11 protein-coding genes are annotated in these 12,688 nt (G+C 57.2%); 8 read left to right on the top strand and 3 right to left on the bottom strand.

The window, feature by feature from the left end; all coding sequences use genetic code 11:
• Positions 1-81 precede the first annotated feature (81 nt).
• From omp10 to F617_RS0107575, 5 genes are all read left to right on the top strand, one after another.
• Complete coding sequence (omp10, locus tag F617_RS0107555; RefSeq protein ID WP_003511448.1) at positions 82-456, top strand: outer membrane lipoprotein Omp10; 375 nt, start codon at positions 82-84, stop codon at positions 454-456.
• Positions 457-673: 217 nt separating this feature from the next.
• Positions 674-2,605: a 5'-nucleotidase C-terminal domain-containing protein gene (locus F617_RS0107560; RefSeq protein ID WP_019564921.1), complete on the top strand. Its 1,932-nt coding sequence runs from the start codon at positions 674-676 to the stop codon at positions 2,603-2,605.
• A gap of 355 nt (positions 2,606-2,960) precedes the next feature.
• Complete coding sequence (gene hemH, locus F617_RS0107565; RefSeq protein ID WP_019564922.1) at positions 2,961-3,995, top strand: ferrochelatase; 1,035 nt, start codon at positions 2,961-2,963, stop codon at positions 3,993-3,995.
• A 60-nt stretch (positions 3,996-4,055) separates the two neighbouring features.
• Positions 4,056-5,105, top strand: a complete 1,050-nt coding sequence (locus tag F617_RS0107570) for an SPFH domain-containing protein (RefSeq protein WP_019564923.1) — start codon at positions 4,056-4,058, stop codon at positions 5,103-5,105.
• Positions 5,106-5,107: 2 nt separating this feature from the next.
• A complete protein-coding gene (locus tag F617_RS0107575) occupies positions 5,108-5,575 on the top strand; it encodes an NfeD family protein (protein WP_003511454.1) in 468 nt (155 codons plus the stop codon).
• Positions 5,576-5,578: 3 nt separating this feature from the next.
• Here the strand turns inward: F617_RS0107575 and F617_RS0107580 are convergent, their stop codons facing one another.
• Positions 5,579-6,574, bottom strand: a complete 996-nt coding sequence (locus F617_RS0107580) for an SIS domain-containing protein (RefSeq protein WP_013761856.1) — start codon at positions 6,572-6,574, stop codon at positions 5,579-5,581.
• 60 nt (positions 6,575-6,634) lie between these two features.
• Positions 6,635-7,000, bottom strand: a complete 366-nt coding sequence (locus F617_RS0107585) for a PAS domain-containing protein (RefSeq protein WP_019564924.1) — start codon at positions 6,998-7,000, stop codon at positions 6,635-6,637.
• A 404-nt stretch (positions 7,001-7,404) separates the two neighbouring features.
• Between F617_RS0107585 and uppP the strand changes: the two genes are divergently transcribed.
• Complete coding sequence (uppP, locus tag F617_RS0107590; RefSeq protein ID WP_019564925.1) at positions 7,405-8,883, top strand: polysaccharide biosynthesis protein UppP; 1,479 nt, start codon at positions 7,405-7,407, stop codon at positions 8,881-8,883.
• Positions 8,884-8,942: 59 nt separating this feature from the next.
• Here the strand turns inward: uppP and galU are convergent, their stop codons facing one another.
• Positions 8,943-9,830 (bottom strand): UTP--glucose-1-phosphate uridylyltransferase GalU, encoded by an 888-nt coding sequence (gene galU, locus F617_RS0107595; RefSeq protein WP_003511458.1) that lies wholly within the window; start codon positions 9,828-9,830, stop codon positions 8,943-8,945.
• Positions 9,831-10,025: 195 nt separating this feature from the next.
• Between galU and F617_RS0107600 the strand changes: the two genes are divergently transcribed.
• Together F617_RS0107600 and F617_RS0107605 are read left to right on the top strand one after the other, a co-directional pair.
• Entirely contained in the window at positions 10,026-11,249 is a 1,224-nt protein-coding gene (locus tag F617_RS0107600) for a lytic murein transglycosylase (protein WP_003511460.1), read from the top strand.
• Positions 11,250-11,313: 64 nt separating this feature from the next.
• Positions 11,314-12,549 (top strand): SGNH family hydrolase, encoded by a 1,236-nt coding sequence (locus F617_RS0107605; RefSeq protein WP_026330718.1) that lies wholly within the window; start codon positions 11,314-11,316, stop codon positions 12,547-12,549.
• Positions 12,550-12,688: the final 139 nt, after the last annotated feature.

Genomic DNA, 12,688 nt, shown 5'->3' on the forward strand with positions numbered 1-12,688 from the left:
ACAACGTTGCCTTGAAATAAATAACGCTTCACGGCATGGTCGAAACATCAGGGTTTCATCGAATCGCAGGAGAACAGGCTCATGAACTTCAAGACAAGCGCTGCTTTGCTTTGTGCCGCAATCGCGGTGTCTTCATGCGTTGCGCCGGGTCCCTCCCAGCAGACGTCGATGGCACCCTCGCTTGCCCGCGGCCCGGCCGTGGATGGCCGCTGGATCGACCGCAACGGCATCGTATCGACATTCCAGAACGGTGCTTTCTCCACCCGTTCGACCGATACCAACACGCTTCTCGCATCCGGCACCTATGTTACGATTTCGCCGACGCTCTATGAAATCAACATGACGTCGTTGGTGCGCAACACGCAATCGCGCGTCAACTGCGCGCTCGTCTCCCCGTCACAACTGAATTGCACGACAGACAGCAACAGCCAGTTCTCGCTGACTCGTCAGGGCTGATAACACAGACTTTTCAATGGTATGAGCTTTTAAAACGCACGCCTCAAGCGTGCGTTTTGCTTTATTGCGCCACTGTCACAATTTCCGCTTGCGGCAGCTGCCGCTAAATGGAAACATCGCGCTTTGAAAGACTGACATACTTTCAGACTAGAGAATGAGCACGGCCTGATGATGATCGACCGGCCAAGGCTTCCGCTTTGAACAGGAGAGAGGGACCATGAAGAAAATTTTGAGACTGAGTATGCTGAGCGTTTCCGCGATAACGCTTTCAGCCGGAGCGGCTCTGGCCGACTACGAACTCAACATTCTTCACATTAACGATTTTCACTCCCGTATCGAATCGATCAATAAATTCGACTCGACCTGCTCAGCGGAAGAGGAAGGCAAAAACGAATGCTTTGGCGGCGCCGCGCGCCTCTTGACCGCAATCAACCAGACAAGGGACGCGCTCAAGGCTCAAGGCAAGAACGTTCTCCTGCTCAATGCCGGCGACAATTTTCAAGGCTCGCTGTTCTACACCACCTACAAGGGTACCGTTGAAGCCGAAGTGCTGAACGCCATGAAGTTCGACGCCATGACCGTCGGCAACCATGAATTCGACGATAGCGAAGACGGGCTTGCGGGCTTCCTCGACAAGGTTCAGTTTCCGGTCGTGACCGCCAATGTGGTTGCCAGCGCCGCCTCGAAAATCGGCGATCGCGTCAAGCCGTCCATCGTCCTTGAAGTCGGCGGCCAGAAAATCGGTATTGTCGGCGCTGTCGCCAACGACACGGCGGAACTTGCGACCCCCGGCCCCAACATCACCATTGCGGAAGATGTCGCGAAAATCAGCGAACAGGTGCAGAAGCTGAAAGGCGAGGGTGTCAACAAGATCATTGCCCTGACCCATGTCGGATATCCGCGCGACCTCGAATTCATCGCGAAAATCCCGGATGTGGACGTCGTTGTCGGCGGCCACTCGCATACGTTGCTCTCCAACACCGATCAGAAGGCCGAAGGACCTTATCCGACAGTCGTCGACAATCCCGGCGGCTACAAGGTTCCGGTCGTTCAGGCAGGGCAATACAGCAAATATCTGGGTGACCTGCGCGTCGTCTTCGATGACAGCGGCGTGGTCAAGGAAAGCAAGGGCGATCCGATCCTGATCGATTCATCCTTCAAACCCGACGAAGCAACGCTCAAGCGTATCGATGAACTGAAAGCACCGATCGAGGCGCTGAAATCGAAGGTCGTCGGCACTTCGGAAGGCCCGATCGAAGGTGACCGCAAGGTTTGCCGCGTCAAAGAATGCTCCATGGGTAATCTGGTAGCGGATGCGACCCTTGCCCGCGTCAAGGATCAGGGCGTCACCATCGCTTTCGCAAATAGCGGTGGCCTGCGCTCCTCCATCGATAGCGGCGATGTCTCGATGGGCGAAGTCCTGACGGTTCTGCCGTTCCAGAACACGGTCGCAACTTTCCAGCTGAAGGGCGAGGATATTCGCGCTGCCCTCGAAAACGGCGTCAGCCAGATCGACGATGGCGCAGGTCGTTTCATGCAGGTTTCAGGCATGAAATATTCCTTCGACCGCTCCAAGCCGGCCGGCAGCCGTGTTACTGCGGTCGAGGTCAAGGAGGGCGACGCTTTCGTGCCTCTCGACCCGGCAAAGACCTACACTGTTGCGGCGAATAATTACGTTCGCACCGGCGGCGATGGCTTCAAGGTATTCGCGACCAAGGCGATCAACGCCTATGACTTCGGCCCCAACCTCGAAGAGGCTGTAGCTGCATATATTACGGCCAACAGCCCCTATAAGCCCTTCACGGACGGCCGCATCACCGAAGTGACGCCTGCCGGTTATGTGGCTCCGGCAAAGCCCGCTGCACCAGCGCCTGCCGCAACAGCACCGGCGGCAACTGCAACCGCTCCGGCCGCCACACCAGCCCCGGCTCCCGCAGCACCTGCTGCGACTGCACCTGCCACCACCACGCCGGCAGCGGCCGCGGCTGCCGCCAGCAAATATGTCGTCGCAAAGGGCGATTCGCTCTGGAAGATCGCGGCGGAGAAGTATGGCGACGGTGCCCTTTGGACCAGGATTGCCAAGGCAAACACGCTGAAGCATCCGAACCATATCGAGATCGGCGAGGAACTGGAGGTTCCGGCTCAATAAGCCGCGAACACACAGACAGGGCAATTTGCCGCAGACGGGAAGCCGGCCTCGCACCATGAGGCCGGCTTCTTATTTTCCCTTTAAAAACAGATCATTACAGGCTGCGTTTTATCAAAAGACAATGCGTCCGTTACCGCACCTCGGAAATCACCTCCGCAGGTGGTTCAATCCTTACAAATTTCGTCTAGAACACGTGAACAAATTGACGGCACGAGCATATAGCTTGAGCATTTCCGGCAAAACCGCGTCACGGTTTGCGTCCGGCCATGTATAAAAACAAAAAATGGAGCGTTTCCGCCCTTTATCCCAAACGGAAACGTTCTCACGCAACCAGTACGAGTTCAGGGTGTCATTCATGACGACAGAATTATCCGCACTTCCCGTAGATCATCCCCGCGTAAGATTTGGCAAGGTCGGCGTTCTGCTTGTCAATCTTGGCACGCCGGATGGTACGGACTATTGGCCGATGCGCCGTTATCTGGCTGAATTTCTGAGCGACAAACGCGTGATCGAATGGTCGCGCCTCTACTGGTATCCGATCCTGTACGGCATCGTCCTCAACAAGCGCCCGCAGAAGGTCGGCAAGGCCTATGAGGCAATCTGGAACCGCGATCGCAACGAAAGCTATCTGCGCACCTATACCCGCAGCCAAGGCGAACTGATGGCACAGGCGCTGAAGGATTTGCCGAATGTCGTCGTTGACTGGGCCATGCGCTACGGCCAGCCTTCCATCGCCTCGAAAATCGACGCGCTGAAGGAGCAGGGATGCGAGAAAATCCTGCTATTCCCGCTCTATCCGCAATATGCCGCATCGACCACGGCAACGGTGAATGACAAGGCTTTCGAACATCTGATGAAGCTGCGCTGGCAGCCCGCCATCCGGACCGTTCCGCCCTATCATGACGATCCTGCCTATATCGAGGGGCTTGCCGCCTCCGTCAAAAACCATCTGGCAACGCTGGACTGGGAACCGGAGATGCTGATCACCTCCTTCCACGGCATTCCGCAATCCTACTTCAGGAAGGGCGATCCCTATTATTGCCACTGCCAGAAGACCGCCCGTCTGCTGAAGGAAGCGCTGGGACGGACCGAGAAGAACTTCATGATCACCTTCCAGTCGCGTTTCGGGCCGGAAGAATGGCTGCAGCCCTATACCGACAAGACCATGGAAAAGCTGGCATCCGAGGGCATCAAAGGCATCGCCGTCATGAACCCCGGTTTCGTATCGGATTGTCTTGAAACGCTGGAGGAAATTGCAGGTGAGGCCGGAGAAATCTTCCTGCATCATGGCGGCGAGAAATTCACCCACATCCCGTGTCTCAACGACAGCGTCGAGGGTATGACAGTTCTCGAAAAGGTTGTACGACAAGAGTTGCAAGGTTGGGTGTAATCTTGCCATAACGATGCGGGTGTAAGATCCCAAAAGGTTGTGGTGCTGGAGGAGGAAGTGATGATTGCATTGGGCGGTTTCGATATCGTCGTCATAGCGGCGGTTGTTTTGGTCATTCTGGTGCTCTTTGCCGGCATCAAGACCGTACCGCAGGGACATCGCTACACGGTTGAACGGTTCGGGCGCTACACCCGCACACTCGAGCCGGGCCTCAACCTCATCGTGCCGTTCTTCGAAAGCATCGGTTCGAAGATGAATGTGATGGAGCAGGTTCTGCATATACCGACACAGGAAGTTATCACCCGCGATAATGCCAGTGTCTCGGCTGATGCCGTCACTTTCTATCAGGTCCTCAATGCCGCACAGGCCGCTTACCAGATCACCAATCTGGAAATGGCTATTGAAAACCTCACCATGACCAACATCCGCTCGGTAATGGGCTCGATGGATCTCGATGAGTTATTGTCGAACCGTGATGCCATCAACGATCGCCTGCTGCGCGTGGTGGACGAGGCGGTGGGACCGTGGGGTATCAAGGTCACGCGCATCGAGATCAAAGATATCGCGCCGCCGAAAGATCTCGTCGATTCCATGGCAAGGCAGATGAAGGCGGAGCGTGAAAAACGCGCGCAGGTGCTGGAGGCCGAGGGCGCCCGCAATGCTCAGATTCTGCGCGCAGAGGGCGCAAAACAATCTGCCATTCTCGAGGCGGAAGGCCAGCGCGAAGCGGCGTTTCGCGATGCCGAGGCCCGCGAGCGTCTGGCCGAGGCCGAAGCCAACGCCACCCGCATGGTGTCGGAAGCCATCGCTGCCGGCAATGTCCACGCGATCAATTACTTCGTTGCCCAGAAATATACCGAAGCGCTCTCCAATATCGGCACCGCCAAAAACTCGAAAATCGTGTTGATGCCGATGGAGGCTTCTGCGTTGATCGGCTCGCTCGGCGGCATAGGGGCAATCGCCCGTGACGTTTTCGGCGACAAGGGCGATGCACCAACGGCGCCCGCCGTCCCCGCATCTTCCCGCTCGGTGCCGCCGTCGCGGCCTTCGGCCCAGGCCATCAACGTGACAATTCCCGGTAATCCCTTCGGCTCTTCATCGGAGAAGTGACGATGCTGCAACGGCTTGCCACGGAACTGGGACCATGGAGCTGGTGGATTGCCGGCTTCATTCTGCTGGCTGCAGAGTTGGTCGCTCCGGGCGTGTTTCTGATCTGGATTGGCATTGCCGCGCTGGTGATCGGCGCGCTCTCCCTGCTGCTCTGGGATGCTGCATTCTGGGCGTGGCAATTGCAACTGGTGCTGTTTGCCGCCCTCTCCATCGCCTTCGCCCTGCTTGGCAGGAAATATTTCGGCAAAAACCGTGAGGCAAGCGACGAACCCTTCCTCAATCAACGGGAAGCAAGCCTTGTTGGACGCACAGCGACCCTGCAGGAGCCGGTTGTCGAAGGACGCGGCCGCATAAGGCTGGACGATACCTGGTGGTCCGTTAACGGTGAGGACATGCCAGCCGGAACACGTGTCAGGATCGCAGCTGCGCGTGGCCGCACCCTGACGATAGAGCCGCTCGACCGCCCATAGCGATCAGGCTACACCGATTCTCAACAGATCGTGGAAATGCACCAGCCCTATTGGTCGGTTATCGTCATCAACGACGATCAGCGCACCGATATGGAATTTTTCCAGCGTCGCGAGAGCGCTGGTCGCCAGCACCGATTTTTTGACCGTTTTCGGAGTACGGGTCATAATGTCGTCCACCGTCAATTCCGCGAGGTTGCGCGACAGGTTGCGCGCCATATCGCCCTCGGTGACGATGCCACACAGACGGCCATCCTCGTCCAGAATACCGACGCAGCCGAAATGCTTGCGGGAAAGAACACTGACTGCTTCCGGCATGGAAGTTCCCTTGCCGACTAGCGGCACCCGGTCGCCGGTATGCATGATATCGCTGACCAGCGTAAGGCCCGCGCCCAGTTTGCCGCCGGGGTGAAACACCTTGAAATCACCGGCAGTGAAATTGCGTGCTTCCAGAAGCGCAACGGCAAGGGCATCGCCAAGTGCCAGCTGCATCAATGTGGAGGTGGTAGGCGCAAGACCGAGCGGGCAGGCTTCCTGTTCATTGGGAACCAGAAGCACGATATCGGCTGCCTTCGCCAGCGATGCACTCTCCGAACATGTAAGTGCAATCAGCGGGATGGAGAAACGGCGCGAATAGTTGATGATGCTACGCAGCTCTGAACTTTCACCGCCTTTGGAGATCGCCAGCACTACGTCATCACCGCCGATCATGCCCAGATCGCCGTGGTTGGCCTCTGCCGCATGCACGAAAAACGCAGGCGTTCCCGTGGAGGCGAAGGTGGCCGCGAGCTTGGCGCCTATGTGGCCGCTTTTACCGACACCGGTGATGATGAGGCGGCCATTAGACTGGCCGATCGTCTCGATCGCCTTGCAGAAAGGTTCGGAAAGCCCGTTCCTGAGGGCCTCTTCAAGAGCGGCAAGGCCAGCCCTCTCCATCGAAATCGTCCGCACGGCGGATTCAATCGCATTGTCTTCAACCAGTTTGACGGCTCTCGTAATCATGGCCGACTGTTACTATTTCAACCGGAATAAGTCCACTCTACAGCCGAAAATCGCCGCTCTTTAGTGGCGCAGGTTCGGCGGAGAAATCTCCTCCATCGTTCCCATCCGCTTGAAAGGGATGTTCTCTTCATCGACCAGGTATCGCCCGACTGTCCTTATCCACGAGATAGAGCCGTCATCACGGCGCACGGCATATTCCTGATGGTAAAAGCTGGCGGCCTTGAGCGTCGTGAGCGCAGTTTCGATCACATGATTGCGATGGCCGATATCCACTTTTTCGAGCATCTGAAAAATGCTGATGCCCTGCATCGCCTGCCGCAAAGGAATGCCCAAGAGTTCAGCGCAGACTTCGTCTAGATAGAATCGGTCACTGGTAATATCCCAGCAATAAAAACCGACCTGCTTGACGTTCAAAACGGGATTCATGAAACGACGCTGTGACACAAAATAAAAATCAATTGGATTGCTAAAATAAAACGGATGAGTTCCACCCAATCATAGGGCGATTCCGTATCAAAATGAAACGTTTAAATCTGATCATATTCGAAATATTGGGCATCTCGGCAAATTTTCTTCAGTCGCGGTGCCGAAGCGGCCAGATCGAACGAGGAAGCCCCCCAGCTTTGCCGCAGCCACAGATGTGGTGAAATCGGGGAGGTCTTTATCAACTGTTAACCATAAAAATCCTATTGTTAAAGCGATATTAAAACTTGCGTCGCGTGTCTGGTCTCTTGGTCGTCCACTTCATCTGTCTGCCGCTCATTCGGCTTCAGGAAATGCTGAGACGAACTTTCGATCCGACATGGGCCAAATGCGCCGGGTGAAGAGGAATGATTGTGAAGGGCACCGCCACACGTCTGCCGACGTCGCGGAAAGCAGCAACCCTGCTGCTGCTTGCCTGTACGCTTCTCTACACCCCGGGAACTGTTTTCGCGCAAACAGCGGCCACGCGGCTGCCGGTCGCAGTTCCATCCGGCGATGCAACGCCGGCCGAGAACCCGACAACGACAGCTGAAAACGACACAAGCACGGTGCGAACAGCACCGCCGCAGCAACTATGGCGCCCCTCGAATAATCCGGGCGACCCGATTTCCGAACAGCAGGAAGAAGCGGGCCAGCCTTATGCCGACGCGGAAAACCCATATGAGCCAACGGTAGACGGCGGTGAAAACCCGCAAAGAGCCACCGAACCCGGACAAACCCCCGGCATCCGGCTCGGTACATTCCTGCTGCGGCCCTCGATCAGCCAGACGATCAATACGGAAAAGCAGACGAACACCGGCGGCCCTTCCAGACGTAACTACCTGACGACGGGTATTCGCGGCACGCTAACCAGCGACTGGTCCCGCCATGCGCTGACTGTAACAGGCGATGGCGCCTGGGAGAAAAATTTTGGCAGCAAGAATGGTGAAGAGCCGAGGGCGCGGATAGAAGCCGATCTGCGCCTCGATCTCGGCGAAGAAACGACGGCTAATCTCAAGGCGGGTTACGAATTCAGTCGTGAAGGCACCACGGACCCCAACGCTTTGACCGGCGCTGCCGTGCAGGGCGGAGAACACCGTTTCACGACCGGCGCATCGATCCAACGGGATTTCGGCAAACTGCGCGGGTTGGCGGCGCTCGATCTGTCGCGTACGGTCTACACGGACGCAAAGGGCATAAACGGCCAGCCGATTAGTCTTAGCGATCGCGACCAGAACGGCGCGAACCTGCGCGGCCGCATCGGCTACGAATTGTCACCGGCCCTGATCCCGTTCCTCGAATTGAACGCGGGAACGACCAAATATGACAGGCGCCTGGACAATACCGGTTACGCACGATCCTCGAATTCCTACGGCGCCAAAATTGGAGCCGAGGTCGATCTTGGCGAGAAGACCCGCGGCGAGGCCGCCATCGGCTATCTACGCAAACAATATGACGACGACCGCATCGCTTCCATCGGCGCGCTGACACTGGACGGCGAACTGAACTGGTCGCCGCAGCGCGGCACCAACGTCAATCTTGGCCTGCGCACGACGATAGAGGATTTCGCCGGCGGACCACAGGGCGGGTGGATTTCCTATCGGCTGGATGCCGGGCTGACCCATGAATTGCGCAGCAATCTGGTCGCGCGGCTGACCGGGCAGATCGTGCACCGGACATTTCCCTCCTCCGATATCGAGGATGCCGTGGAATACACCGCAGGCGCTGGCTTGACCTGGGGGCTGAACCGCTATCTCGATCTGACGGCGGACGTTAGTTATCAGTGGACGCCAATTTATGACAGCAACGAACTGCGCGTCGGCGCGGGGCTTGTCCTGAAACGATAGCGTCGCCCCAAACAGAAATCCCGGCGCGAAGGCCGGGATCCCGTTGTCCAGTTGGTAAATTACTTCAGTCCGTCGATAAGAGCCTTGATCGGCTCCTCGATTGCGGGGCGGATGTCAGCGCGTTCGAGCGCGAAAGCAACGTTGGCAAGAATGAAACCATCCTTGGCGCCGCAATCGAACGTCTGCCCGCGGAAATGATAGCCAGCGAATTCCTGGGACTTGGCAAGCGTCAACATGCCGTCCGTCAGCTGGATTTCGTTGCCGGCGCCCCGTTCCTGATTTTCCAGAATGTCGAAAATCTCAGGCTGAAGGATGTAGCGACCGTTGATGTAGAAATTCGAAGGTGCCGTACCCTTGGCAGGCTTCTCGACCATTTCAGTGATCTTGAAACCCTCGCCCACGGCGTTACCCACGCCGACGATGCCGTATTTATGCGTCTGATCGGGAGCGCATTCCTGCACCGCGATGACGTTGCCGGCGGTCTGGTCATAAAGTTCGACCATGCCCTTGAGGCAGCTTTTCTGTGAATGCATGATCATATCAGGCAGCAGCACGGCGAAAGGCTCGTCGCCGACGATATCACGCGCACACCAGACCGCATGGCCAAGACCAAGCGGCACCTGCTGACGCGTGAAGCTTGCCGTGCCCGCCTTGGGCAGAAGGCCGGCCAGCAATGTAAGCTCGGCATTCTTGTTGCGCTCGCGCAGCATTTGTTCGAGTTCAAATTGAATATCAAAATAATCTTCAATCACCGCCTTGCCACGGCCGGTGACAAATACAAAATGCTCGATTCCCGCTTCCGCCGCCTCGTCGACGACGTATTGAATGACCGGCTTGTCAACGACAGTGAGCATTTCTTTCGGAACCGCCTTGGTTGCGGGCAGGAAACGCGTACCCAGACCTGCGACCGGAAATACGGCCTTCCGAATTTTCTTATGTTCTACCACATATCCCTCCTGAGAGATAAAACTTGATCACAATCCCCGCACAGTGTTGTTATTTCAAAAATAACAACGTTTTGTAAAGGGTGACGCTACCATCTATTAATGGTAAAGAATTTGTTGACATTCTTTTGTTATGCATGACGACGCCCGATGCGTTTTCGCAATCGAAATGATATTCGAGAGAACGAAAGACTGACGATGACAAAGATGATCCTTTCAAATGTCCGCAAATTCGGCTGCATGATGGTTGCAGGTCTGGCGATCTCGCTGGCCCCCGTCTCGGCCCGGGCCGATGCTGGGTTCAAGCAGTGGATCAACCAGTTCTACGCAACAGCCGCGAAAGAAGGCATTAGCAAGGCGACCTACCAGAAAGCCTTTGCTGGTGTCAGCGAGCCGGATCCGGATGCGCTGCGCAAGGCGACCTTCCAGCCGGAATTCACCACCCAGATCTGGGATTATCTCGATTCCCGCGTCAACCCCTATACGGTGCGCATCGGCCGCGAGATGAAGATGAAGCACGCGACGACGCTCAACTGGATCGAGCGTAACTTCAACGTCGACAAACATATTATTCTCGCCATCTGGTCGATGGAATCGAATTACGGCGCGGTTCTCGAAAAGCCGGAGCGCCTGCACAATATTCCGCAGGCACTGGCCACGCTCGCTTATTCCGACCCCAAACGCGCCAAATTCGCGCGCACGCAATTGATCGCCGCACTCAAAATCCTGCAGGCAGGCGATGTCACGCCCAAGCAGCTTACGGGTTCCTGGGCGGGGGCGATGGGCCATACCCAATTCATTCCGACCAGCTACCTGCTCTATGCTGTCGATGCGGACGGCAACGGTAAGCGCGACATCTGGCACTCGGTTCCGGACGCGCTGGCGACGGCCGCCAATCTACTCGCCAAGAACGGCTGGGAACCCGGCCGGACCTGGGGTTACGAAACAGCCGTGCCGCGTGGCGGCGCCCGTTATGAGGGGCAGACGAAGTCTATTGCGGAATGGACCAAGCTTGGCTTTGCCCGCCCGAACGGCAAGAATTTCACCCGCGGCTCCGATCGCGCCATGCTGAAACTGCAGGGTGGGGCAAATGGTCCAGGTTTCCTGATGATGAAAAACTTCTTCACCATCAAGAAATACAACGCATCCGACAGCTATGCGCTGGCCGTTGGCCTGCTTGCTGACGAGATCGCCGGTTATGGCGGCATGCAGCAGAAATGGCCGCGTCCGGACGGCACGCTGGATATTCGTGAAAAATTCGAACTCCAGACCCGCATGAAAGAACTTGGCTATTACGATGGCGAAGTCGATGGCAATTTCGGCTCCGGCTCGAAGGCGGCGATCAGCGCCATCCAGTCGCGCATGGGTCTGGAAACCGACGGTCAGCCGTCGCAGCGATTGCTGAGAGCACTGCGGAATTGATAATATGCCGGTGAATTCGGCGGCGGTCTTCAACGCCGCCGAAGTATCCGGAAGGATCGATGTCATGAGTAGGAAACCTGCGGCGAAAAGCACAAGTACGGGCTGGCGCATCTGCGCCACCATTCTTTGTGCTGTCTTGTGCACGCCGCTTGTCCCTTCGCAAACCTTCGCCCAGGAACGGCGACGCACCCTGTTCGAAATGCTGTTTGGCCGGCCCGTGGGCCGGGAGGACACGCCAGGCCGCGAATACCAGCCCCGCAGTCGCCGGGATTTCCCGGCTGCCCCGCGTGAAAAATCAGTCACCCGCCCGCAACCCGCAAGAAAAGCGCCTTCGGTGGTTCAGATGCGAACCATAAAACCGGAGCCGACCGCCAAGCTTGAAAATGCCAGGCGTGTTCTGGTCGTCGGTGATTTTCTGGCCGGTGGCATGGGGGAAGAATTGGTCAATGCCTTCGCCAGCTCTCCGGGAATTTCGGTCGATGTGCGCGCGAATGGTTCTTCGGGCCTCGTACGCACGGACTATTACGACTGGTTCGCCAATCTGCCGCAGTTCATAACCGAAACAAATCCCGCCACGATCGTCATCATGATGGGATCGAACGATCGCCAGCAGATGCAGATCGGCGATACCAGGGAAAAATTTGGCACCGATGTCTGGTTCAAGGAATATGAGCGGCGGATCGATGAACTTCTGACCCTTGCCGGCCGCCCGGAGGTGCCGCTGCTGTGGGTTGGCCTGCCGGCCTTCCAGTCAACCTCACTCTCGGCCGATCTCGTCGGCTTCAACCGGCTTTATCGCAGCCATATCGAAAAATACGGCGGCGAATTCGTCGATGTCTGGGACGGCTTTGTCGACGAGGCCGGTAAATTTGTCATCACCGGCTACGACATGAACGGGCAGCAGGCCCGTCTGCGTGAGGCAGATGGCGTCGGCATGACGCAGGCCGGCAAACGCAAGCTTGCTTTTTACGTCGAGAAATTCGTGCGCAGGCACCTCGACAGCGCCGGACCGGACCTCGTGAAACTGGACGGCAGCAATTTGCCTGCACTCACCTCCCTGCCCGCGCTTGGCATCGACGCGGGACAGGTGCGCACCCAGCCGATCAGCCTGACCGATCCGAACCTCGATGGCGGTGACAAGCTGCTTGGCGATGTCCCTTCGACGGCCGTATCGACACGTGTCTCGGTGGTGGAATCGCCACGCGAACGGCTGACCAAGCGAGGTGAGATGGCCGATGCACCGGCGGGTCGTATCGATGACTACCGGATTGTCCCGGATACTGCTCAGGCCAGACAGTAGCCACTTCTCCGCCGTCGCTACGGCTCGAACCGGCGTAATGTTGAGGCAACCCGGCAATGGCAGGATAAATTCAGCTTTGCAGCAAATGCGGGGTCGGCCAATTGCCCTCCCCTGCCCGCGTCTTACTGCACGGTGATAT

Origin of the sequence: Agrobacterium sp. 10MFCol1.1 (assembly GCF_000381165.1) — a bacterium.
In the GTDB taxonomy this organism is placed as follows: Bacteria; Pseudomonadota; Alphaproteobacteria; order Rhizobiales; family Rhizobiaceae; genus Agrobacterium; species Agrobacterium tumefaciens.